The following is a 21,978-nucleotide window of genomic DNA, read 5'->3' on the forward strand; positions in this document are numbered from 1 at the left end:
TTCGCTGCTCGTACTCCTACTCCTCGACGAGCAGCTTCTCCCGCAGCTGTGCCAGGGTCCTCGCCAGCAGACGGGAGACGTGCATCTGGGAGATGCCGACCTCCTGGGCGATCTGCGACTGGGTCATGTTGCCGAAGAAACGCAGGAGCAGAATCCGCTTCTCCCGGGGCGGGAGATCTTCGAGCAGCGGCTTCAAAGATTCCCGGTACTCGACGCCCTCCAGTGCCTCGTCCTCCGCGCCGAGGGTGTCCGCGACGGCCGGTGACTCGTCGTCGGTGTCGGGGACGTCCAGGGAGAGCGTGGAGTACGCGTTGGCCGACTCCAGGCCCTCCAGAACCTCCTCCTCCGAGATGGCCAGCTTCACGGCCAGCTCGTGCACCGTCGGGGACCGGCCGTGCTGCTGGGACAGCTCGGCCGTGGCCGTGGTCAGTGCCAGCCGCAGCTCCTGCAGCCGGCGCGGCACCCGCACCGCCCAGCCCTTGTCGCGGAAGTGCCGCTTGATCTCACCGACGACCGTGGGGGTCGCGTACGTGGAGAACTCCACGCCGCGGTCCGGGTCGAAGCGGTCGACCGACTTGATCAGGCCGATGGTGGCGACCTGCGTCAGGTCGTCCAGCGGCTCACCGCGGTTGCGGAACCGGCGTGCGAGGTGCTCCACGAGCGGCAGATGCATCCGGACCAGCCGGTTGCGCAGCTCCGCGTACTCGGCACTGCCCTCCGGCAGGGCGCGCAGCTCTACGAACAGGGCTCGCGCCCCGCTGCGGTCCTGAGGGCTGTGCTGCGTGCTTCGCACGCTCTGCGCGCCCGCCTCGTCGTGTCGCTCGTGCTCGCTCATAGTCCCGCCCGCCGTCACCGTTCCCCCAGCTCTCGACTGTGCTCGAGCGGGGGAGGCCCCAGTCCGCCCTCGTGAGGACGTGGTGCTCCGTAGGGCACCCTCCGGATCCCGTTGCCCGTCGGAGAGCGCCTCGCGCTCCTCGTCTTCGGTCGGCTCCGCCCGCCGAGACGCTCCGGCCGCCGCCGAGGATTCGTCCTCCGGGTGCGGCCGGGCCTGCTCGGGGATGCCGTCGACGCCGTCCGCCAGATGCGCCGGTCCGCTCGGACCGCCGTCATCCTCCGCGGGAAGTTCCCGTGTGCCGCGTTCTTCGTCCCGCACCGGCCCGTCCCCGTTCCTCACGCCGGCCCGGGTCCCGCGCCGCGCTGTTTGTAGAGGCTGATCGAAACGGTTTTGTCGTCGGCCACCGCGGAGGAGACCTTGCCCGCCAGGGCCGACAGCACGGTCCAGGCGAAGGTGTCACGCGCGGGGGCGTGGCCGTCCGTGGTGGGGGCCGAGACGGTGACCTCCAGCGAATCGTCGATCAGACGGAAGACACAGCTGAGCACCGAGCCGGGCACGGCCTGCTGAAGCAGGATCGCGCAGGCCTCGTCGACCGCGATGCGCAGGTCCTCGATCTCGTCGAGGGTGAAGTCCAAACGGGCCGCGAGGCCGGCCGTCGCCGTACGCAGCACCGACAGGTAGGCACCCGCGGCCGGCAGCCGGACTTCCACGAAGTCCTGGGTCCCGGGCTCGCCTGCGATCTGGGACACCCTCACCTCCAAGGTGGTACAAGCTTTTTCGGGGGCCGAGGGTCGCCCCCCGGGGTAACGCGCTACGTGGTTCAGCGGTGACGCTATCGCGCTACCGAGTGCCGTGTCCTCGGGGTCCCGGGGACTCCACCCCATGCTGTCACTCATAGTAAGCCTATGAATACGCTCGGTGGCTAGAGGTCTGCGGGCCTCAAATAGGAAGAGCGCGCGCCGGGTTGACGTACCCAGGCGTCGGACTGCCGAACCTTGTCACACGAGTACGTCGACGTGTCACGGAGTGACATGGTTCCGTCGTGCGACGTCTCGGCTTCGGGGCGTCATACGAGTACATGGTCCACGAAGCACCAGCGCCAGGTCTCGCCGGCCTCGAACGTGCGCATGATGGGATGGCCGCTCTCCTTGTGGTGCTCGGTCGCGTGCCGCATCGGCGAGGAGTCGCAGCAGCCCACGTGCCCGCACTCCAGGCATATCCGCAACTGCACCGGATGGCTCCCGGCGGCCAGGCACTTCGGGCAGGTCTCGCTCAGAGGTTCGGGTTCGGGGTGCGGCAGCGCGTCCGCGTGCGTGCACTGTTTCATGATTGCCAGGTTACGACGGGTGCGAGGAACCTCGCGCGGAAACGAAGGCGGCGGAAGCGATGCACTTTTTGCCCTTGCTGTTGCTGGTCGCCGGGAGCGCGACGGTCGCCGGAGCCGCTCGGCGTACGCCGGTGCCCGCCCCGCTGCTGCTGGTGGCGGTGGGGCTCGCGGTGTCGTATCTGCCCGGAGTGCCACACTACGAGCTCGACCCCGAGATCGTTCTGCCGCTGATCCTGCCCCCGCTGCTGTACACGGCTGCCAGCGACAGTTCCTACCTCGACCTGCGGGCCCAACTGCGGCCCGTGGCGCTGCTGTCGGTCGGCTACGTGCTCTTCGCGACCCTCGCCGTCGGCTGGGCCGCGTACCTGATCGTGCCGGGCATGCCGCTGACCGCCGCGCTGGTGCTCGGCGCGGTGGTGGCGCCGCCGGACGCGGTCGCGGCGACGGCGATCGCCCGGCGGGTGGGGCTGCCGTCGCGGGTCACCACGATCCTGCAGGGTGAGTCCCTGGTGAACGACGCGACCGCGATCACCGCCTACCGGGTGGCCCTCGCAGCCACCGTCGGCGAGGGCGCGAGCTGGTCCGGCGGGACGGTCGACTTCCTGGTGGCGGCGGTCGGCGGCGTCGCGGTGGGCCTGCTGCTGATGGTGCCGATCCACTGGCTGCGCACGCACCTGAAGGAAGCGCTGCTCCAGAACACCCTCTCCCTGCTGATCCCCTTCGTCGCCTACGGGCTCGCCGAGTGGGTGCACGCCTCCGGGGTGCTCGCCGTGGTCGTCGTCGGCCTGTACCTCGGCCACCGCAACTGGCAGGTCGACTTCGCCACCCGCCTCCAGGAGGAGGCCGTCTGGAAGATGGTCGCCTTCCTGCTGGAATCCACCGTGTTCGCCCTCATCGGCCTCCAACTCCCGGTCGTCCTCGAAGGGCTGGGCGAGTACGAGGGGGTCAGCGCGTCCTGGTACGCCGTGGCCGTCTTCCTCGTCGTGGTCGCAACCCGGTTCGTGTGGGTGTATCCGGCGACCTTCCTGCCCCGGATGCTGTCGCGACGCATCCGGGAACGGGAGGACAACCCCACCTGGAAGGGGCCGTTCGTCATCGCCTGGGCCGGCATGCGGGGCGTCGTCTCGCTGGCCATCGCCTTCTCGATCCCGCTCACGGTGAACGGCGGGGACGACTTCCCCGAGCGGAACCTGATCCTCTTCCTGACCTTCACGACGGTCATCGGGACGCTCGTCATCCAAGGGTTGACCCTGCCGCCGCTGGTCCGGATTCTGAAGCTGCCGGGACGCGACCAGCAGGCCGAGACCCTAGCGGAGGCCAACGCCCAGGCCCAGGCGTCCCGGGCCGCCGAGGCCCGCCTCGACGAACTCCTCGCGAACGAGCGCAACGAACTGCCGCCACCGCTCGTCGACCGCCTCCGCACGGTCCTGGAACGGCGGCGCAACGCCGTCTGGGAGCGGCTCGGCGCGGTGAACCCGGTGACCGGGGAGAGCGTCGACGACACCTACAGCCGCCTCTCCCGGGAGATGATCGGCGCCGAACGCGAGGTCTTCGTGAAGCTGCGCGACGGCCGGTACATCGACGACGAGATGTTGCGCACGCTGCTGCGGAGGCTGGACCTGGAGGAGGCCGCGGTCTACCGGGAGGCGTCCTAGGACGGGCGCCCCGCGACGTCCTGGAACGGGCGGCCCGTGATCACCGCGGCGATCGTCGTCCCGTGCGGGAAGGCGCCTTCCGCTGTCAGGGCGACCAGTCCGTAGAGCAACTTGGCGACATATAGACGTTCCACGGGGAGGGAGTGGCGGGCCTCGAAGTCGGTGGCGAAGGCGTCCAGTTCGGGGGTGGTGCGGGCGTAGCCGCCGAAGTGGAAGCGGTCGTCGAGACGCCAGTCGCCGCGTGGGCCGCCGAAGGCCTGGTCCTGGAGCCGTCGTATCTCCTCTTCGAGGAAGCCGCCCTTGAGGACCGGGATTCCGAGAGCGCGCTGGTCGGGGGCCAGTCCGGCCGCCAGACCGGCGAGGGTGCCGCCGGTGCCGCAGGCGATGGCCACGACGTCGGTCCGGCCGCGCAGTTCCGCGCCGAGGTCCTGACAGCCGCGCACAGCGAGCACATTGCTGCCGCCCTCGGGGACGACATACGCGTCCTTGGTGTCGGCGGCGTGGAGGACGGCGGCCAGGGTGGCCGGGTCGGACTTGTGGCGATACATCGATCTGTCGATGAAGAGCAGCCGCATGCCGTCCGCAGTGCAGCGGGCCAGGGACGGGTTGAGGGGGCGATCGGCCAGTTCCTGGCCGCGGACCACCCCGATGGTGGGCACGCCAAGGAGGCGGCCCGCGGCGGCGGTGGCCCGCAGGTGGTTCGAGTACGCGCCGCCGAAGGTGAGCAGCGGGCGGCCGGCCGCCGCACGCAGGTTGGGGGCCAGCTTGCGCCACTTGTTGCCGACGAGCTGCGGGTGGATCAGGTCGTCGCGCTTGAGGAGCAGCCGGACACCGTGGCGGGCGAAGCGCTCGTCCACGACTTCCTGGAGGGGGGACGGCAGCCGGGGGTTCAGGGCGGCGGTGGGATCGGGGGCGGAGGGCTGGCCGGTCACGTGCCCATTGTCGGACACATGACCGGTCGGCGTGGGGTTCGCCCGCGATCGGGCCCCTACTTCAGGCGGGCCCGTACGCGGTCTCTCATATGGGCCATCGTGAAGCCCCGGGGGTCGACCTTGCCGGGCTGCCATTCGAGATGGCCGATGACGGACCGCTGGTTCCAGCCGTGGTGGCGGCAGACGGCGGCGGAGACCCGTTCGACGGCGTCGAGCTGGGCCTCCGGCCAGGGGTCCTCGCCGTCGCCGAGGTTCTCGCACTCGAAGCCGTAGAAGTGGCGGTTGCCGTCGGTGTTGGCCTCGTTGTCCAGCGGGAGTGCCTTCTCGGCGATCACCGCCCGCAGCACGTCGTCGTCGCCGAGACCGGCGTGGTTGGCGCGGCCGTAGCCGACGAGGTGGACACGGCCGTCCTTGGTGATGACGCCATGGCACAACGGGCCGGGCAGGCCCGAGTACCCGTCGCGGCAGATGCGCACGGTGCGTTCGCTGCCGGAGGTGACGGTGTGGTGGATCATCACGCCGTGGACGGGCCCCCACGGGCCCACGTGGTTGCGGTTGTGATGTTCCCAGTCGCCGACCTCGACGACCCGGACGCCCTCGTTCTTGAGGACGGTGAGAAACCTGCCCGCGGACATGGGTGGGGCCATGGCCGACTCCTTCGTGCTGTGCGACGGCCGCTGGTCGTGGCCGCCTCGTACGCAGGCTTGTACCCCCGACTCCCGGCGGGAGCCAGTTGTCGGTGGGACGTGCGAGTCGATCCGGTCAGATTCGGCGAGAGGCACAGGAACGGGTGAGGGCGCGAGTGGTCGACAAACTCCCCTGATATGCCCAGTCTTCTAAGATCCATTCCCGCTCTTTCGGGTAATACCACCGGCACGCTCCGTGATGCGAGGCTGGATCGCGAGATCGGTGACCGCGATATCAGTGCACACCCGGAGGGGAAATCCGTATGTCGGTAGGCGAAGAGGTTCGCTCGCAGCAGGACAAGCCGCAGCAGAGTCTCGGCACGGCCGCTGCCCGGAACCTGGCCACCACCACGAAGTCCACACCCCAGATGCAGGAGATCAGCTCGCGCTGGCTGCTGCGCACCCTGCCCTGGGTGAACGTGCAGGGTGGTACGTACCGGGTGAACAGGCGGCTCACCTACGCGGTCGGTGACGGCCGCGTCACCTTTGTGAAGACCGGCGACCGGGTGGCCGTCATCCCCGCGGAGCTCGGCGAACTGCCGGTCCTGCGGACTTACGAGGACATCGACGTGCTGGGTGAGCTGGCCCAGCGGTGCGAGCAGCGGGAGTTCGCGCCCGGTGACGTGCTGGCCGAGTTCGGCAGTCAGGCGGAGGAGGTGTTCCTGCTCGCGCACGGCAAGGTCGAGAAGATCGGGACCGGGCCCTATGGCGACGACGCGGTCCTCGGTGTGCTGGCCGACGGGGCCTACTTCGGCGACCAGTCCCTGCTCGACCCCGACGCGATCTGGGAGTACACGGCCCGCGCGGTCACCGCGTGCACGGTGCTCGTCCTGCCGCGTCAGGCCGTCGAGCAGCTCGCGGAGCGCGCCGAGACCCTGAGCGAGCACCTTCGGGAGCAGCGTGCGATCCCGTCGCAGCGCACCAACAAGTACGGCGAGAAGGAGATCGACCTCGCCGCCGGCCACAGCGGTGAGCCGGACATCCCGCACACCTTCGTCGACTACGAGGCAGCGCCGCGCGAGTACGAACTCAGCGTCGCCCAGACCGTACTGCGCATCCACACGCGCGTGGCCGACCTCTACAACCAGCCGATGAACCAGACCGAGCAGCAGATCAGGCTCACGGTCGAGGCGTTGAAGGAGCGCCAGGAGCACGAGCTCATCAACAACCGCGAGTTCGGCCTCCTCCACAACTGCGAGTACGAACAGCGGCTCCAGCCGCACGACGGTGTGCCCGGCCCGGACGACCTGGACGAACTGCTCTGCCGCCGACGGGGCACCAAGCTGTTGCTCGCCCACCCGCGCGCGATCTCCGCGTTCGGCCGCGAGCTGAACAAGCGCGGACTGGTCCCGGAGACCATCGACATCGCCGGCAACCGCATCCCCACCTGGCGCGGCGTACCGATCTACCCGTGCAACAAGATCCCGGTGACCGATGCCAGGACCACGTCGATCATCGCCATGCGTACCGGCGAGGACGACCAGGGCGTCATCGGTCTGCGGGCCGCGAGCATCCCGGACGAGATCGAGCCCAGCCTGTCCGTGCGCTTCATGGGCATCAACGAACAGGCGATCATCAAGTACCTCGTGACGGCCTACTACTCGGCCGCGGTCCTGGTCCCCGACGCGCTCGGCGTTCTGGAGAACGTCGAGATCGGCCGCTGGCGGTGACCTTGTCCGACCGGACGCCGTGTCCCCGCTGGTCAGGGCGGGGACACTCCGGGGGTACGCGCCCATCGGCAGCGGAACCGCCACCGTCCGCAGACTCTCCGAGGCGATCCCATGGGTGAGTTCATGACGGAGACGAAGCAGAGCCCCACCGAAACGCTGGACGGCGGCGGCGCGTTGAGCGGCGGCGCGTTGAGCGGCGACATCCCGGAAAGGCGGAGGCCCGTCCGGGTTGCCCCGGGCCCGGTCGAAGCGGGGGATCCGGCGGGGGCCGAGGAGCCGTCCGGGGCCGAGGAGCCTACGGGGGTGGTGGGCCCGGTACGGGTGGTGGAACCGGTACGGGTGGTGGAACCGGCGGGAGCTGTGGATTCGCCAGGGAAGGGACAATCGACGAGGTCCGGGAATCTGCCTGGGGACGGGGAAACGTCGAGGCCCGTGCATCCGCCGGGGAACGGGCCGTCGACGAGGCCTGCGGATCTGCCGGGTGTCGTGGATTTAGCAGGGGGCTTGGATCCGGATGGGGCCCTGAGCTCGGCGGGAGCCGCGGACCGAAAGCGGAGGAGCGCTCTGGGTTCGGAGGGAGCGGAGGATCCGAAGGGAGCCGGGGAGCCGGTGAGGGCTGTGTCTCCCGCCGGTGACCGGGGTTCGGTCGGTCGGGCGGGTGGGGCGAGCCGATTCGACGGGCAGGAGGCGGCGGGGATTCTGGAGCAGGCTCGGGTGTCCGTCGACCCCGAACTGCGCCGGGCCGTCGAGTCGTTGCCCGGTTCGATGCGCCGGGTCGCGCGCTACCACTTCGGCTGGGAGGACGCGGACGGCAACCCGGCCGCGGGGAACGCGGGCAAGGCGATACGCCCGGCGCTGGTCCTGGCCGCCGTCGCCGCGCTCGGCGGGCGCGAGTCCGCCGCCGTCCGGGCCGCCGCCGCGGTGGAGCTGGTGCACAACTTCACGCTGCTGCACGACGACGTGATGGACCGGGACACCACCCGCAGGCACCGGGCCACCGCGTGGACCGTGTTCGGTGTCCCCGACGCGATCCTCGCCGGGGACGCGCTGCAGGCCCTGGCTCAGCTGCTGCTCGCCGAGGACCCGCATCCGGCGTCGGCCGCGGCCTCCGCACGGCTCGCGTCCTGTGTCGTCGAACTGTGCGCGGGACAGCACACGGACACCGAGATGGAGGGGCGTCGGCCCGAGGAGGTCACCCTCGACGAGGTGCTGGCCATGGCCGAGGCGAAGACGGGCGCGCTGCTCGGCTGCGCCTGTGCGCTGGGGGCGCTGTACGCGGGCGCCGGTGAGGAGGACGTCGAGGCCCTGGACGCGTTCGGGCGGGAGGCCGGGCTCGCCTTCCAGCTCATCGACGACGTTATCGGTATCTGGGGGGACCCGAGCCGCACCGGCAAGCCGGCCGGGGCGGATCTCATGGTCCGCAAGAAGTCCCTCCCGGTGGTCGCCGCGCTCACCTCCGGCACCCCGGAGGCCGCCGAACTCGCCGAGCTGTACGGACTGCCGTACGAGGAGGGAGATCTGGAGCGTACGGCGCTCGTGGTGGAGCGGGCCGGCGGTCGCGACTGGGCACAGATCCAGGCCGCCGACCGTATGGCCCGGGCCATGCACGAACTCGCCCGTGCGGTCCCGGACCCGGAGTCGGCCGGTGGGCTCCTGGCGCTGGCCGAGTTCGTGACGCGTCGCAGCAGTTGAGGTGGGGCCGAGTGCCGGGTGATGCTCCGGAGGTGTTGGCGCCGTGCTGACCTGACCCTGCGCGGTACCGGTGCCTTCGGATGGTCGGCGGGTCCCGCACATCCCCACGGTGTGCGGGGCCCGCCGGTTTTTCGCCTCCGCCGCCCCTGTCCGTCCCATCCCAGGGGCTGTGCTGCTGTGCCCCTTCGCCCTCCTGGCGTCTGAGAGCTCGGGGATCGGGGTGTTCGGCGGGTGCGGGTTGTGCGTGGTTGCTCGCGCAGTTCCCCGCGCCCCTTTCGGGGCGGCGGGGTTCTGCTTGGCCGGAGTCAGTGCTCGGGGACGATCGTTTCCACGATGCGTTCCATCAGACCCTCGGGGGCCGTGACACCGGGGAGGGCGTCGTCGAGGACCTCCGGCAGGGTGAGGTGTTCGAGGAGCAGGCCCTGCATGGCCAGGTAGAGGACCATGACCGTCTCGTCGCCGCCGGGGAGGCCTGCCTCGCGGTGGAAGCGCATCCCGAACTCCAGTTCGCCGCGTACCGACTCGGTGTACGAGGTGTGCAGGGCCGGGCGGCGGGTGGCTTCGAGGCGCAGTTCGAGGTGGGCGAGGTAGCCGGTGCGGTCCCCGGTGACGCGGGCCAGCAGGTCGCGCATGAAGGCCATCACCAGGGTCCGGTCCTTCGGTGACTCGAGCAGGCCTTCGACCACGGCCGGGTCGGGGGTCAGACGTTCCTTGAGCCGGGCGTCGATCTGGTGGAGCAGGGAGTCACGGTCGGCGAAGTAGTTCGACGCGGTGCCCACCGGTACCCCGGCCTCGGCGTCCACCGCCCGGAACGTCAGCCCGCGAGCGCCCTCCCGCGCCAGCACCTCCACCGCCGCGTCCAGCAGAGCGGCCCTGCGCTCCGGGTTCCTGACCATCCGGGCTCCTTAACGCCTGGGTATTACCTAATACCTTGCAACCACTACGATTGAAGTACTATAACTGACGTGGTTGAGTGGTGGTCACCTGGTGATCCACCCGTCGGACGACGAAAAGAGACCGGTTTGCGCAAGCTCACGTACTTCATCGCCTGTTCGATCGACGGCTTCATCGGAGACCAGGACGGCGACGCGTCGTTCATGTACCCCTTCGTGGTGGGGGACTTCGCCGAGTACCTCAATACGGAGTACCCGGAAACCAGCCCGAGCCATGTGCGGCGCCTCATCGGCACCGACGGCCTGCCGAACAAGGAATACGACACGGTCATCCAGGGCCGCGCCAGCTACGACGTGGCGCTGAAGGCGGGCATCACCAGTCCGTACGCCCATCTGCGCGAGTACGTCGCCTCGCGCACGCTGAAGGAGTCGCCCGACCCGAACGTCGAGATCATCTCGGACGACCTGGTCGGCAAGGTCCGCGAGCTCAAGGCGGAGGAAGGCGAACTCGGCATCTACCTCTGCGGCGGCTCGGCCGTCGCGGGCGCCCTGATCGACGAGATCGACGAGCTGATCATCAAGACGTACCCGGTCGTGCAGGGCAGCGGCATGCCGATGTTCGGCTCCGGGTTCGCGATCTCCGACTTCACGCCTGACGAGGTGCGGAGCTTCGACAACGGGGTGCTGGTGCGGAAGTACAGCAGGAAGCGCTGACGGGCGGTCGCGGCGTACTCGAGCCGCCGCGCACTCGAGCCGGTCGCCGATTGCCGGGGTACGGCGGGGAGCGCCCCGCCCCCGACGGTCATACCCTGAGGGTATGGGCATCGACGAGCATGTCTGCCCGGTCTGCGGACAGCCTGTGGCCACGGTCGTACGGCGGCACAAGACGCTGGGCGCGTGGGTACCCGTATGGAGTCCGGGTCCGTGCAGGAATCACGAGTGTGCGGTGTACGTCGACGAGGCCGCGGAGGCCGCCGCGGAGAAGCCCCGGGCCGTGGCCCGGCGGACGCACGGGAGCCACGGTATGCACGGCGACCATGGCGCGCACCATGGCGAGGGCTGATGTGCAGACCCAGGTGACGCCCGAGGCGACGACTGAGGTGTCGGCCGAGGCGAAGACCGAAGAGAGACCGAAGAGAGACCGAAGCGAAGACCGAAGCGAAGACCGAAGTGAAGACCGAAGAGAAGACCTGACGGGCCTCGCCGGACACGTGGGTTCGTGGCTCCGGAGAGAACTCGGGGAAAGTCGCCCGGGTGTGTCGAGAAGTGTGGGGCGGCTCCGACGTCTCCTGTGAGAGCCGCCCGCCGCGGGTGGTTCGAACCGAGGAAGACGAAGGAGCGGACTCATGAAGTACCTGGTGATGGTCCTGGGCACGCAGGCGGACTACGAGGGCATGCGCGGCGAGGGATCCGAGCACTCCCCGGCCTGGACGCGGGAGCAGCTGCAGGCCATGTACGCCCACATGGGCGCGATCAACGACGATCTCGCCGAGACCGGAGAGATGATCGACGGGCAGGGGCTGGCCGAGCCGGCGCGGACCCGGTTCGTCACGGCCGACGCCGACGGCAAGCCGGTGATCACGGACGGGCCCTACCCGGAGACCAAGGAGCTGCTCGCCGGCTACTGGCTCCTGGACTGCGCGAGCCTGGACCGGGTCACGGAGATCGCGGCCCGCGTCGCCCAGTGCCCCGGCCCCGAGGGGCTCACGGAGTACCCCGTGGTCATCCGGCCGGTGCTGGACGGCGCGGGGGACATCTGAGCCGACCGGAGACGGCCGGACTCCGAGAGGTTCGGTAGGTCGGGATGAGCGAGGTCGAGGGCCTGTTGCGCCGGTGTGCGCCGCAGATCCTCGGCGCGCTTGTGCGGCGGTACGGGCATTTCTACGCCGCTGAGGACGCCGTGCAGGAGGCGTTGCTCGCGGCGGCCGGGCAGTGGCCGTCGAACGGGGTGCCGGAGAATCCGCGCGGGTGGCTGATCAAGGTGGCCTCGCGGCGGCTGACGGACGCGTTGCGCAGCGAGGAGGCGCGGCGGCTGCGGGAGGAGAGGGCGGCCGCGTTGACGCCGCGCGACGCGTCCGTGGCGCCGGAGCCGGGGGTGGACCGGGCGCCGAACGAGGACGACACCCTGACCCTGCTCTTCCTGTGCTGTCACCCCGAACTGTCGGTGCCCGCGCAGATCGCGCTGACGCTGCGGGCGGTCGGCGGGCTGACCACGGCCGAGATCGCGCGTGCGTGTCTGGTGCCCGAGCCGACGATGGGGCAGCGGATCAGTCGGGCCAAGCAGAAGGTACGGGGGGTGCGGTTCGGGCGGCCCGACAACTGGGAGGAGCGGCTGCCCGCCGTTCTGCAGATCCTGTATCTCGTGTTCAACGAGGGATACACGGCCACGTCCGGGGCGAGTCTGCAGCGGGCCGATCTGGCGGTCGAGGCGATCCGGTTGACGCGGACGGTGTATCGGCTGCTGCCCGCGGATCGTGAGGTGGCCGGGTTGTTGGCGCTGATGCTTCTCACCGATGCGCGGCGGGCCGCTCGGACGGACGCGCGGGGTGAGTTGGTGCCGCTCGACGAACAGGATCGGGGGCGGTGGGACAAGGAGGCCGTCGAGGAAGGGGTCGCTCTGGTGACTCGGGCGCTGGTGGGGGCGAGGGGGAGGGCGGGGCCGTATCAGGTGCGGGCGGCGATCGCAGCGGTGCACGACGAGGCCGACTCGTACGACGCCACGGACTGGCGGGAGATTCTCGGGCTGTACGACGTACTCGTGGAGCTGGTTCCCGGGCCGGTCGAGCGGCTGAATCGGGTGGTCGCGGTGGCCATGGTGCGGGGGCCGCGGGCGGGCCTCGCCGAGTTGGAGGCGTTGGGGGAGGACGCGGCTGCGATCGGGCATCGGGTGGAGGCGGTTCGCGGCCATCTGCTGGAGCGGGCGGGAGAGGCGGAGGCTGCGCGGGCCGCGTACGAGTGGGCCGCGCGCCGGACGCTGAGTCTGCCTGAGCAGAGGTACCTGCTGACGCGGGCGGCTCGGCTGACGGGGTAGGGGGCCCGCACCAGCCTGCACCAGGCCCGCACCTTCTGACTCGGTGTCACCTCGTCCTCGGCGGCAACCCGCCCGTCTCCGGGTCTCGGCCCGTCAGGCAGTACGTGCCGCCCGCCGGGTCTCGCATCACCGCCCAGTGCGGGTGGTGGGCCACGGCGGTGGCGCCGAGGGTTTCGTGGTGGGCTCGGGTGGAGTCGATGTCGGCGCAGGCGAGGTCGAGGTGGGCGGAGGTGGGGCGGGGGCTGTCGAGACGTTGGAGGAGGATGCGGACGGGGAGACCGGCCGGTGGGCGCAGGACGTGGAACTCCGGGAGTGAGCCCGGGTGGGAGTCCCAGCCCGACAGGGCCGCCCAGAACGCGACCTCGCCCTCGAACTCGGCCGGTGCCACGTCCAGGCACACCTGGTCCAGCCGACTCCCGTCGACCACCGGCGGCCGCACGGCCTCCCCGTGCCACGGCACCGCGCAGAAGAGCTGCCCGGCGGGCGAGCGCAGCACCGCCCAGCCGTCGTTCGGGGCGACCACCTCGGCGCCGAGCCGGACCGCCCGGTCGACGAGTGCGGGGACGTCCTCGACGGCGAGATCCAGGTGAGCGCCGCCGTCACCGGACAGGACACCCTGCGCCTTCACGCACGCGTCGCCCGTCTCGGGCAGCAGGGTCACGAACTCACCCCGGTCGCCGCGAGGTTCGGACAGCTTGGTCGCCGTGACCGCCGTCCAGAAGGCACACCCTCGCTCGAACCCGGCCATCGGTCGGTCGACGAAGGCATACGTCCACCGAATCGCCCCGTCTGCCGCGACTCCGCCCGAACCCGCGTCCCCGCTGCCGTTCCCACGCACTCCACCCACAGCGCCGCTCCCTCTCGTACGGTCCGACCCTCACTGCGACTCGTACGGTCTCCCGCCGCCTCGCTCCACGCAACGCCGTTTCCGCCGGCCCGCCCACAGCCCGCTGGTCCGAGTCGGCTCACCCCCGGCGCTGCATGAAGCGCAGCATGTTGCCCGCCGGGTCGCGGAAGGCGCAGTCGCGGACGCCGTAGGGCTGGTCCGTGGGCTCTTGGAGGACGTCGGCGCCGGAGGCCTCGACGCGGGCGTAGAGGGCGTCGCAGTCGGTGGTGGTGAAGTTGACGCCGCGGAGGACGCCCTTGGCGAGGAGCGTGGCGATGGTCTCGCGGTCGGCCGGGGAGATGTCGGGGTCGGCGGCCGGGGGTTCCAGCACGATCTCGACGTCCGGCTGGAGAGGGGAGCCCACGGTGACCCAGCGCATGCCCTCGAAGCCCACGTCGCCGCGGACCTCCATGCCCAGCACATCGCGGTAGAAGGCGAGCGCCTTGTCGTGGTCGTCGACGGCGAGGAAGCACTGGGCGAGCTTCACATCCGGGGCCGGGAGTCTGTTCGCAGCGTTCGGATCGTTCGTAGCCATGTGCCCACGCTAGGTCCTGTCGTCACATTCCCGCCTGCCTCGCGACGCCCTGCACGCCCTCCATGTCTCAAGGGCGACGACAGGCCCTAGGGGGATTCGCCCGGTTCCGCCGTGCGTATGCGATGCCGGGTCGGCCGGGTCAGGCGCTTCGCCACGCATGCGGGGATCGCCGCGCTCTCCTCGTGCGAGCGCGCCCGGTACGCGCTCGGCGTCTCGCCGACCAGCTCCGTGAAGCGGGAGCTGAAGGAGCCCAGTGACGTACACCCCACGGCGATGCACACCTCGGTCACCGTCAGGTCGCCCCGGCGCAGCAACGCCTTGGCGCGCTCTATCCGGCGGGTCATGAGATAGCCGTACGGGGTCTCGCCGAAGGCCGCGCGGAAGCTGCGCTGGAAGTGGCCGGGGGACATCAGCGCGGTGTGGGCGAGAGCGGTCACGTCCAGCGGCTCGGCGTACTCGCGGTCCATGCGGTCCCGCGCCCGCCGCAGCCGCACCAGATCGTCCCGGTTCATGCCAACAGCATCGCACCGGCCACTGACAACGGGGAGAAGCCGAGGCGCAGGCCGGGCGCGGGTCGGTGGTGGCCGACGGCGGCCGGCGGTGGTGTCAGCCCTTCACCGCCGAGCTGGCCACCCCCTGCACGAACCACCGCTGGAAGAAGGCGAAGACGATCAGGACCGGCAGGACGAGGAGCACGCCGAAGGCGAGGATCTGGCCCCAGTCCGGGGGCTGCTGCCCCTGGAAGACGCTCATCTCCAGCGGCAGCGGACGTACGGACGGATCCGAGACCATGAGCACCGGCCACAGGAACGAACCCCACTGGGTGAGGAAGGTCAGGATCGCGACCGAGGCGAACGCCGGCTTCGACATCGGGACGATGATCGCGAAGAACGTGCGCCAAGGGCCCGCGCCGTCCAGCCGGGCCGCCTCCTCGATGCTCGGCGGGATCGAGCGGAAGAACGTGTGGAACTGGTAGACCGAGAAGGCGTTGGCGACGAAGGGGAGCGCCTGGATGAAGAGCGTGTTCCGCTGGTCGTTGAACATGTAGAACAGCGGCACGGCCACCGACTCGAACGGGACGAGCATCAGCAGCAGGACGAGGGTGAAGACGGCCTCCCGGCCCCGCCACTTCAGGCGCGAAAGTCCGTACGCCGCCATCGAGTTGACGAAGAGGCCACCGGTCACCACCACGAAGGCCACCAGCAGCGAGACGCCCATGAACTGCCAGAAGTACCCCGTGCTGTCGGAATTCAGGCTGTCCAGGACCGCCGAGTAGTTGTCGAAGGACAGATGGGTGGGGAGGAAACCGGACAGGCCGTTCAGCACCTCGTCGGACGGCTTGAGGCTGCCGAGGAGGAGGTAGAGGACGGGCAGCGTGAAGACGAACGCCAGGACGGAGAGGACGGCGTAGTCGAGGAAACGGCGCAGCGGGCCCTGGGAGAGGCCGACACTCGTACTCGTACTCATGATCAGTCCTCGTTGTCGGGCCGGACGAGGCGGCGCTGGATCAGGGTCAGGACGACGACGATCAGGAAGAAGACGACGGTGATCGCGGATGCCTGGCCGATGTTGTTCTGGTCGAAAGCGGTGGTGACGGCCTGGTACATCACCGTGCGGGCGGCGTCCTCGTCGAGCCCGCCGCCCTTGACCAGCACGTACACCTGGTCGAAGACCCGGAACGACAGCACCGACGTCAGCAGCGCGACGAAGACGAGGGTGCCCCGGATGCCGGGCAGGGTGACGTGCCGGAACTGCTGCCAACGGGAGGCCCGGTCGAGCTGGGCGGCCTCGTAGAGCTCGCCCGGGATCTGCTGGAGCCCGGCGAGCAGGATGACCATCTGGAAGCCGACGCCCTGCCAGACGGAGAGCATGATGATCGAGGCCATCGCCGTCAGCCCGTCGCCGAGCCAGTCGAACGCGCCCCAGTTGCCGAAACTCATCGCGTCCAGCGCCGAGTTGAGCATGCCCTGGTCGCTGCGGGCGAGGATCAGCCGCCAGATCACGGCGACCAGGGCCATCGGGAAGACGACCGGCATGAAGAAGAGTGACCGGAAAAGACCGATCGCCTTCAGCTTGCGGTTCAGCAGGATCGCCAGGCCGAGGGCGAGGCCCGTCTGGAGGGGTACGACGACCACGGCGAAGGTCAGGTTGTTCAGCAGCGCCCGCAGGAACGGGCCGGACAGGTCGGGGTCGGTGAACAGCCGCCGGTACTGCTCGATACCGAAGAAGGTGGGCTCCAGCGGGGAGCCGAGGCGCACGTTGTAGAAGGAGAGCACCACGGCGTAGCAGAAGGGGATGCCGACGAAGGCGATGAGCCCGGCGACGGCGGGAGTGGACATGAGCAGTCCGTGCAGCCACTCGCGGTTCCGGCGGGACGGCCGCCGGGCCTGTTCGCCGACAAGTGAGGCCTGCTGTCGGCCAGGGGCCGCCGCGGGCGCGGGTTCCACGGTTTTCACAGGTGGGTCCTCTTCCCGGTGGGGCGGGCGGCCACGGTGTGCGCGCCCGCCCCGGCCGATGGGTTCGACTGAACCCGATGGGTCCGATAGATCCGATGAGACCGATGAGACCGATGAGTCCGATGGGTCCGGCTGGGTGCGTTCCTACGGGATCTCGTAACCGGCGTTGTCCGAGAAGTCCCGGTCGATGGCGCGGGCGGCCTCGGACAGGGCGTCCTTCGGGTCGGCGCCGCCGTAGATCGAGTTGACGGCCTCGCTGAACTTCGCGGTCACCACGGGGTATCCGGCGGTCACCGGGCGGGTGACGGCGACGCAGGACTTGCCGATGTCGCTGTCGCCGCACGGCTTGGCGAGCTGGTCGGCGAAGAGCTGGAGCGGGCCGCCCTGCTTGTACAGCTCGCTGGAGGCAAGCGCGGACTTGGTGGCGGGCGGGGCGCCGTTGGCCTTCGTCATCGCGCCGACGTTGGTGTCATCGAGGAGGAAGTCCAGGAAGGCACCGGCGGCTTTGGCGTTCTTGGAGCTCGCGCCGACGCCCCAGGTCCACGAACCCTGGCCGGTCTTCGGGCCGTCACCGAAGTCGGGCAGCGGCAGTACGACCAGGTCGTCGCCGAGCGCCTCGCTGTAGGCGGGGTACATCCAGTGCCCGACCCAGCTCAGGGCGACCCGGCCCTTGGCGAAGGCGTTGCCGTCGGTGTTGGCGTCGGTGTACGTCTTCCAGGACTGGAAGGTCTTCATGGCCGACACCACGGCCGGGGTGTCGAGGGCCCCTTCCGCCTTGCCGTCCTTGAGCAGGGAGCCGCTGGCCGACCAGACGATCGGGGCGAAGCCGTAGGTGCCCCATTCGTTGGCGTAGCCGCTGCCCTCCTGGAGGTCGACGACCTTGCCGTCGGAGTCCTTCGCCTTGAGCGCCTTGAGTGCCGCGTCGAACTCGTCCGCCGTCCAGGCGTCGTCCACGCCCTTCGGGTACGTCACCCCGGCCGCGTCCAGCAGCTTCTTGCTGCCGTACATGCCGAGTCCGGAGTCGAACATGCCCAGGCCGTAGTGCTTGCCGTCGATCTCGCCCTGCGCCTTGCTCGCGTCGGTGGCGTTGCCGAGGGTCTTGGCGGAGACGTAGTCGTCGATCGGGGCGAGCTTCTTGGTGTAGACGAAGTTCGCCATGGTCGGGCCGTCGAACTCCAGTACGTCCGGCAGCTTGTCGGCGTCGGTCGCGGTGATCGTCTTGGTGTAGTCGGTCTCCGGTATCAGCTTCAGCTCGACCTTGACCTTGTCCTGCGAGGAGTTGAACGACTTCACCGCGCTCTGCAACGCCTCCGACTCGCTCTTCTGGCCCTGGTGGGCCCAGACGCTGATCGTCCCCTTACCGCTGCCGGCCTCGGCGGACGTGTCGCCCCCGCCGCCCCCGCCGCAGGCGGCCAGCGCCGCCAGGGGGAGGGCCAGGGCCAGTCCCGTACGGGCCGTGCGACGGAACCTTCTGCTGGTCGAGCTGCTGGTCGAGCTGCTGGTCGGGCTCATGGTGTGTGCCTCCGTGCGGGATGAGGGTGCGAAGTGCGGGGGGCTTTCGGGTAGCTCGAGAAAGGCGTCTGGGCTCTGACTGAGGCGGGTGGGGGGGGGTACGGCGGCCCGCCCGCGCGGGGCTTGACGAGGTCCGCGCGAGACCCTGCCGCAGTCCGCTCGGCGGTCTACTGCGGTCCGCGCGGGCGCGGCGGCGCGGTCGTCTCGCGCAGGACGAGCCGGATGGGCATCTGCACATGGCCGGGCTGTTCGGCGTCCGGCTCGTCCAGCTGCCGCAGCAGCAGCCGGGCGGCCTCCGCGCCCTGGCCGGCGACCGGCTGGGCAACGGTGGTCAGCCCGACCACATCGGCGAGTTCGTGGTCGTCGAAGCCGACCACGGACACGTCGTCCGGCACCCGAAGCCGATGCCGCCTGAGCGCGCGCAGGGCGCCCATCGCCATCTCGTCGGACTGGGCGAAGACGGCGGTCGGCGGCCGGGACACGGCCAGCAGCTCGGTCATCGCCCGCTCGCCGCCGTCGACGGTGTAGTCGCCGTCCGCCACCAGGGCCGGGTCGAGCTCGATCCCGGCCTCGGCGAGGACATGGAGATAGGCGGCGCGACGGTCTACGGGCGTGGTCCAGTGCAGCGGACCGCTGGCCCCGGAGATCATGCCGATCCGGCGGTGGCCGAGATTCACCAGATGCCGTACGGCACTCTCCGCGCCCGACCGGTCGTCGATGCCGACCACCGTGAAGCCGGGCCGCGCGCCCCCGACCGTCGAGGCCAGCGGCACCCCGAGCGAGCGCAGGGCGGCGGACTCGTCCTCGTCCGGGATCAGCAGCGACAGCACCGCGTCGACCCGCTTGCGCACCGGCAGTTTGGTGAAGAAACGCTTGCGTGCCTCGGGCGAACCCAGGTTGTACAGCAGCACGTCGTACCCGGCCGCGCTGAACACCTGCTCGGCGGCGTCCAGCACGGTGCCGAAGAACCAGCGGCCGATGTACGGGGCGACGACCCCGATCGTGTACGTGCGCCCGCTGGCCAGGCTGGACGCCGAGCGGGACGCCGTATAACCGAGTTGGGCGGCGACGGCCGCGATCTGGGTGCGCACCTCGTCCGAGACGCCCGGCAGGCCGCGCAGCGCGCGGGACACGGTGGACGCCGAGACCCCGGCGGCGCGGGCGACATCGGTGATGCTGACCGTCACGGCGGATTTCTCCCATCGGTTTCACGTCGGTGTGGTCTGTGGGGTGACGTGACCGTAAACCCGCCCTCCTTGTTGCGCAAGCGTTTGCGTTCAGTTTTACTTGCGCTGATTCTCAAGCGAGACCTTCCAGATTCATTGTCAGCGCACGCGTTTGGGCGCTCGAGCCGACAGGAACCGCGCATGCGATACGCCCCGCCCGGCCTCTGCGTGAACGACTTCGCCCTGCTCCGCGACGACGACGGCACTTACACCGTGCTGCATCTCCAGGGCCCCTGGACCGCCGAGTTCGACCATCTGCGGATGGAGACCTCCTACGGCAGGGCCACCTCCGCCGACCTGGTCGACTGGCGGCCCGAGGGCACCGCCTTCGGTACCGGTCTGCCCGACCGCTTCGACCAGCAGGCGGTCTGGACGATGCATCCGTTCCGCCACGCCACCGGCATGGCGATGTTCTACACGGGCGTGAGCGGACTGACGCCTGACGGCTGGCCGCTCCAGTCCGTGGGCCTGGCGTACTCCGACCGCACGGACGGCACTGGTTGGCGACGCCACGGCACGGGACCGGTCGTCGAGGCGGACCCCCGCTGGTACCGCACCGCCGACCGCATGGGCTGGCGCGACCCGTTCGTCGTCCGCGACGACGAGGGCGACGGCTGGGCGATGGTGATCTGCGCGAGCGACGGCTCCCTCCCCGTGGAGGTCAGCGGCTGCGTAGCCCTCGCGACCTCCCCCGACCTGGAGCACTGGACCGTCCACCCACCGCTGATCTCACCCGGCGACGTCGACGAACTCGAATGCCCGGTCCTGGAACGCCTCGACGACGGCACCTGGCTCCTCCTCGGCTCCATCGGCTCGACCCGGGGCTTCGAGGCGTGGACGGCGCCGCGCCTGCGCGGCCCGTGGACCCGCCGAGGCCAACTGGGCCCCACCGGCGCGTACGCCCCCCGCGTCATCCTCGCCCCCGACGGCTCCCGAGTCGTCCTGCACACCACCCCCCGCCGCGTCGGCCTCACCGACACCGGCGACCACTGCCGCGGCATGCTCGCCCAGCCCAAGTCCCTTGTGGTGGACGACGATTCGGCGCCCCACCTGGCCTGGTGGCCGGGCCTGGACGCCTGGCTCGACGCGGAGTCGGACGGCCCGACCCTCCACGCGGTCGGTGACATCGCCCTCTCCGGCCGCCCCGTGGAGGTCACCCTGCGCGCCGACGCCGACGCCGACGCCGACGCCGACGCCGACGCCGACGCCGACGCCGACGCCGACGCCGACGCCGACGCCGACGGCTCCGGCCGCCCCGCCCTCACTGTCGGCTGCGACGGCAAGAACCTCTGGATCACCGGCGCCGCCGGCACCCCCCTCGGCGAGACCGTCCTCCCCGAACCGGCCGCCGCCCTGCGCATCCTGACCGTCGGTGAGTACGTCGAGATCTACGCCGACGGCGTCTTCGCGCTGACGAGCCTGTGCTACTCCGGGCGACCCGTCCCCTGGACGGCGGTCACCGATGGCCGCACCCGGACCGTCCCCGTCCGCTCCCTCCGCCTCCCGGACCCCCACCGCGACGACGCCTCGGCGATCTGGCCGGGCCCGTGGCCGACCTGAGCCGGAAGGGAATCCCGGCACGGCCGGTGACGCGGGCGGTGAGCGGTGCGCCTTCTTCGTCGCTCCGCCGATGCTCGCGCCCCTGCCGGCCCACGGATCGCTCCAACTGGTGCCGGTGGTCGACGGATTCACGTTCGCGCTCTCGGCGGTGGCCATCCGTGCGGGACGCCCGGCGCCGACCGGTGGCCGGGCGGGGTCGTGGTCCGACCTCGCGGCCGGGCTGAAGGCGTACGGGCCGCCCCGACGCACTGGTGGTCATCGGCACGTTCGTGCTCGGGCTCGCCCTGGCAAACGGCTTTCTGCCGGTCGGTCCGGTCGCCGTCGTGGGGCATGGCGGAGAGTTGGGCCTGCTGCTGGGCGTCTCCAGGGTGGCCGAAGTGATCGGAGCACTGCCGCCGGCCCGACTGCCCATCCGCAGGCTCGCCCTGACGGTGGTACCGGCCTGGGCCCTGCCTCGGAAATCCGCGAGCCGCCGGGAGCGGAGCCCTACTCCCGTACGGAGCCCTATTCCGCGTCCGCGCCCGCTGGGAACGGTCACCTCCACCTCCGTCGCGGCCGCTCTCCTGGTCGCCACCGGACTGGCTTCGGGCCTCACCGACATCCCGCTGATCGCGCTCGTCCAACAGCGCGTCCCCGACCACCACCTGGCGAAGGCACCGGGCCTGGGGGAGGCCCGGGTCGCCGGCGCCGTGGCGGTCTCCCCCTTCGGGGCCCCGATCGCCAACTCGCTCATCGGAACCGAGGATGCCTCCTGCTCTCCGGTGCCGCCCTCGTCGCCCCGACCACGTACGACGGCCGCCCTCATCCTCGCCCGCGTCACCGCCAAGCAGCCGGAACACCCCTCGCCGGCGCCGCTCACGCGGGCGCCGGCGAAAGGTCGGTCGCCGACAACCGCACCTCGTGAGGTGAACGGGCGCACCTACGGGAGGGCCGGTACCGGCGCACGTACGGAAGGCCCCGAACACGACCGCACCCGGCCCGTCACACCGCCGTGCGGGACGGCGGCATACGGACCGGGTGCGGTCCTCCAGTACGTCAAGGACTCCGAGGACCCGTGGGACATCACCCGCCGGCTGCTGGAC

21 protein-coding genes and 1 pseudogene are annotated in these 21,978 nt (G+C 70.5%); 9 read left to right on the forward strand and 13 right to left on the reverse strand.

The genetic code is table 11. The features are described from left to right. Positions 1-16: 16 nt before the first annotated feature. The 3 genes from ACFU53_RS11435 to ACFU53_RS11445 all read right to left on the reverse strand — a co-directional run bounded on the left by ACFU53_RS11435 (position 17) and on the right by ACFU53_RS11445 (position 2,162). Complete coding sequence (locus ACFU53_RS11435; protein WP_383989239.1) at positions 17-1,174, reverse strand: SigB/SigF/SigG family RNA polymerase sigma factor; 1,158 nt, start codon at positions 1,172-1,174, stop codon at positions 17-19. Then, complete coding sequence (locus tag ACFU53_RS11440) at positions 1,171-1,584, reverse strand: anti-sigma regulatory factor (RefSeq protein WP_200304968.1); 414 nt, start codon at positions 1,582-1,584, stop codon at positions 1,171-1,173. The genes ACFU53_RS11435 and ACFU53_RS11440 overlap by 4 nt, the downstream gene beginning before the upstream one ends. 317 nt (positions 1,585-1,901) lie before the next feature. Continuing rightward, positions 1,902-2,162 (reverse strand): UBP-type zinc finger domain-containing protein, encoded by a 261-nt coding sequence (locus ACFU53_RS11445; RefSeq protein ID WP_383989242.1) that lies wholly within the window; start codon positions 2,160-2,162, stop codon positions 1,902-1,904. A gap of 59 nt (positions 2,163-2,221) precedes the next feature. Between ACFU53_RS11445 and ACFU53_RS11450 the strand changes: the two genes are divergently transcribed. Further along, entirely contained in the window at positions 2,222-3,817 is a 1,596-nt protein-coding gene (locus ACFU53_RS11450; protein WP_383989245.1) for a Na+/H+ antiporter, read from the forward strand. Here the strand turns inward: ACFU53_RS11450 and ACFU53_RS11455 are convergent. Together ACFU53_RS11455 and ACFU53_RS11460 are read right to left on the reverse strand one after the other, a co-directional pair. Continuing rightward, positions 3,814-4,749 (reverse strand): 1-aminocyclopropane-1-carboxylate deaminase/D-cysteine desulfhydrase, encoded by a 936-nt coding sequence (locus ACFU53_RS11455; RefSeq protein WP_383989248.1) that lies wholly within the window; start codon positions 4,747-4,749, stop codon positions 3,814-3,816. The genes ACFU53_RS11450 and ACFU53_RS11455 overlap by 4 nt on opposite strands. Positions 4,750-4,805: 56 nt before the next feature. Beyond that, positions 4,806-5,396: an N-acetylmuramoyl-L-alanine amidase gene (locus ACFU53_RS11460; protein ID WP_383989251.1), complete on the reverse strand. Its 591-nt coding sequence runs from the start codon at positions 5,394-5,396 to the stop codon at positions 4,806-4,808. Between the two features lie 302 nt (positions 5,397-5,698). On the opposite strand from ACFU53_RS11460, the gene ACFU53_RS11465 reads away from it, so the two are divergent. Continuing rightward, entirely contained in the window at positions 5,699-7,105 is a 1,407-nt protein-coding gene (locus ACFU53_RS11465) for a family 2B encapsulin nanocompartment shell protein (RefSeq protein WP_383989253.1), read from the forward strand. Between the two features lie 618 nt (positions 7,106-7,723). Next, positions 7,724-8,797, forward strand: coding sequence for a family 2 encapsulin nanocompartment cargo protein polyprenyl transferase (locus ACFU53_RS11470; RefSeq protein ID WP_383989302.1), 1,074 nt, complete (start codon positions 7,724-7,726; stop codon positions 8,795-8,797). Between the two features lie 305 nt (positions 8,798-9,102). Here ACFU53_RS11470 and ACFU53_RS11475 read toward each other — a convergent pair whose 3' ends face one another. Then, the gene (locus ACFU53_RS11475; protein ID WP_383989257.1) at positions 9,103-9,693 is read right to left on the reverse strand and encodes a TetR/AcrR family transcriptional regulator; all 591 of its coding nucleotides are present in this window, start codon (positions 9,691-9,693) and stop codon (positions 9,103-9,105) included. 126 nt (positions 9,694-9,819) lie between these two features. Between ACFU53_RS11475 and ACFU53_RS11480 the strand changes: the two genes are divergently transcribed. The 4 genes from ACFU53_RS11480 (at position 9,820) to ACFU53_RS11495 (ending at position 12,721) form a co-directional block, all read left to right on the forward strand. Then, the gene (locus tag ACFU53_RS11480) at positions 9,820-10,404 is read left to right on the forward strand and encodes a dihydrofolate reductase family protein (RefSeq protein ID WP_383989260.1); all 585 of its coding nucleotides are present in this window, start codon (positions 9,820-9,822) and stop codon (positions 10,402-10,404) included. A gap of 103 nt (positions 10,405-10,507) precedes the next feature. Then, a complete protein-coding gene (locus ACFU53_RS11485; RefSeq protein ID WP_383989263.1) occupies positions 10,508-10,753 on the forward strand; it encodes a hypothetical protein in 246 nt (81 codons plus the stop codon). A gap of 283 nt (positions 10,754-11,036) precedes the next feature. Continuing rightward, entirely contained in the window at positions 11,037-11,450 is a 414-nt protein-coding gene (locus ACFU53_RS11490) for a YciI family protein (protein WP_383989266.1), read from the forward strand. A gap of 44 nt (positions 11,451-11,494) precedes the next feature. Then, entirely contained in the window at positions 11,495-12,721 is a 1,227-nt protein-coding gene (locus ACFU53_RS11495; protein WP_383989269.1) for an RNA polymerase sigma factor, read from the forward strand. A 46-nt stretch (positions 12,722-12,767) separates the two neighbouring features. On the opposite strand, the gene ACFU53_RS11500 is transcribed toward ACFU53_RS11495, so the two are convergent. The 7 genes from ACFU53_RS11500 to ACFU53_RS11530 all read right to left on the reverse strand — a co-directional run bounded on the left by ACFU53_RS11500 (position 12,768) and on the right by ACFU53_RS11530 (position 19,297). Next, on the reverse strand, positions 12,768-13,568 hold the full coding sequence (locus ACFU53_RS11500; RefSeq protein WP_383989272.1) for a VOC family protein: 801 nt from the start codon (positions 13,566-13,568) through the stop codon (positions 12,768-12,770). A gap of 118 nt (positions 13,569-13,686) precedes the next feature. Next, complete coding sequence (locus tag ACFU53_RS11505; protein WP_383989275.1) at positions 13,687-14,142, reverse strand: VOC family protein; 456 nt, start codon at positions 14,140-14,142, stop codon at positions 13,687-13,689. A gap of 86 nt (positions 14,143-14,228) precedes the next feature. Continuing rightward, positions 14,229-14,654 carry a helix-turn-helix transcriptional regulator gene (locus tag ACFU53_RS11510; protein WP_383989277.1) on the reverse strand — a complete coding sequence of 142 codons (426 nt, stop codon included), beginning with the start codon at positions 14,652-14,654 and terminating at the stop codon, positions 14,229-14,231. Between the two features lie 94 nt (positions 14,655-14,748). Beyond that, complete coding sequence (locus tag ACFU53_RS11515) at positions 14,749-15,609, reverse strand: carbohydrate ABC transporter permease (protein WP_383989280.1); 861 nt, start codon at positions 15,607-15,609, stop codon at positions 14,749-14,751. 2 nt (positions 15,610-15,611) lie between these two features. Continuing rightward, on the reverse strand, positions 15,612-16,598 hold the full coding sequence (locus ACFU53_RS11520; RefSeq protein WP_383989283.1) for a carbohydrate ABC transporter permease: 987 nt from the start codon (positions 16,596-16,598) through the stop codon (positions 15,612-15,614). Positions 16,599-16,742: 144 nt separating this feature from the next. Further along, positions 16,743-18,110, reverse strand: coding sequence for an ABC transporter substrate-binding protein (locus ACFU53_RS11525; protein WP_383989285.1), 1,368 nt, complete (start codon positions 18,108-18,110; stop codon positions 16,743-16,745). Positions 18,111-18,277: 167 nt separating this feature from the next. Then, on the reverse strand, positions 18,278-19,297 hold the full coding sequence (locus ACFU53_RS11530; protein ID WP_383989288.1) for a LacI family DNA-binding transcriptional regulator: 1,020 nt from the start codon (positions 19,295-19,297) through the stop codon (positions 18,278-18,280). 180 nt (positions 19,298-19,477) lie between these two features. Here ACFU53_RS11530 and ACFU53_RS11535 point away from each other — a divergent pair, with 180 nt between their 5' ends. After that, the gene (locus ACFU53_RS11535) at positions 19,478-20,896 is read left to right on the forward strand and encodes a mucin-1 (protein ID WP_383989291.1); all 1,419 of its coding nucleotides are present in this window, start codon (positions 19,478-19,480) and stop codon (positions 20,894-20,896) included. Between the two features lie 251 nt (positions 20,897-21,147). Next, positions 21,148-21,978, forward strand: a pseudogene (locus tag ACFU53_RS11540) (hypothetical protein); the annotation flags it as partial.

Source organism: Streptomyces sp. NPDC057474, from assembly GCF_042802555.1.
Taxonomy (GTDB): domain Bacteria; phylum Actinomycetota; class Actinomycetes; order Streptomycetales; family Streptomycetaceae; genus Streptomyces.

Coding starts and splice junctions, on each gene's coding strand:
- ACFU53_RS11445 (WP_383989242.1), bottom strand. CDS start 2,162: ATGAAACAGTGCACGCACGCGGACGCGCTGCCGCACCCCGAACCCGAA.
- ACFU53_RS11450 (WP_383989245.1), top strand. CDS start 2,222: ATGCACTTTTTGCCCTTGCTGTTGCTGGTCGCCGGGAGCGCGACGGTC.
- ACFU53_RS11460 (WP_383989251.1), bottom strand. CDS start 5,396: ATGGCCCCACCCATGTCCGCGGGCAGGTTTCTCACCGTCCTCAAGAAC.
- ACFU53_RS11465 (WP_383989253.1), top strand. CDS start 5,699: ATGTCGGTAGGCGAAGAGGTTCGCTCGCAGCAGGACAAGCCGCAGCAG.
- ACFU53_RS11475 (WP_383989257.1), bottom strand. CDS start 9,693: ATGGTCAGGAACCCGGAGCGCAGGGCCGCTCTGCTGGACGCGGCGGTG.
- ACFU53_RS11485 (WP_383989263.1), top strand. CDS start 10,508: ATGGGCATCGACGAGCATGTCTGCCCGGTCTGCGGACAGCCTGTGGCC.
- ACFU53_RS11490 (WP_383989266.1), top strand. CDS start 11,037: ATGAAGTACCTGGTGATGGTCCTGGGCACGCAGGCGGACTACGAGGGC.
- ACFU53_RS11495 (WP_383989269.1), top strand. CDS start 11,495: ATGAGCGAGGTCGAGGGCCTGTTGCGCCGGTGTGCGCCGCAGATCCTC.
- ACFU53_RS11505 (WP_383989275.1), bottom strand. CDS start 14,142: ATGGCTACGAACGATCCGAACGCTGCGAACAGACTCCCGGCCCCGGAT.
- ACFU53_RS11510 (WP_383989277.1), bottom strand. CDS start 14,654: ATGAACCGGGACGATCTGGTGCGGCTGCGGCGGGCGCGGGACCGCATG.
- ACFU53_RS11515 (WP_383989280.1), bottom strand. CDS start 15,609: ATGAGTACGAGTACGAGTGTCGGCCTCTCCCAGGGCCCGCTGCGCCGT.
- ACFU53_RS11525 (WP_383989285.1), bottom strand. CDS start 18,110: ATGAGCCCGACCAGCAGCTCGACCAGCAGCTCGACCAGCAGAAGGTTC.
- ACFU53_RS11535 (WP_383989291.1), top strand. CDS start 19,478: ATGCGATACGCCCCGCCCGGCCTCTGCGTGAACGACTTCGCCCTGCTC.